At 73.0% G+C, this 267-nt stretch carries 1 protein-coding gene; it reads left to right on the top strand.

Features of this window, described 5'->3' with window-relative positions:
* The coding region (gene lexA / locus PUR71_RS04560; RefSeq protein WP_329925013.1) for a transcriptional repressor LexA at window positions 1-267 on the top strand (267 nt) is incomplete at both ends.

Below are 267 nucleotides of genomic sequence, written 5' to 3' on the forward strand. Positions count from 1 at the left end.
CCGCTGGTCGGCCGGATCGCCGCCGGCGGTCCGATCCTGGCCGAGCAGACGGTCGAGGACGTCTTCCCGCTGCCGCGCCAGTTGGTCGGCGAGGGCGAGCTGTTCGCGCTCACCGTGCGCGGCGACTCGATGATCGAGGCCGCCATCTGCGACGGCGACTGGGTCACCGTGCGCCGCCAGCCGGTCGCCGAGAACGGCGACATCGTGGCCGCGATGATCGACGGCGAGGCCACCGTCAAGCGGCTCAAGCGCGAGGACGGCCGGATC

It is taken from the genome of Streptomyces sp. SP17BM10 (assembly GCF_036322405.1).
Lineage (GTDB): Bacteria > Actinomycetota > Actinomycetes > Streptomycetales > Streptomycetaceae > Kitasatospora.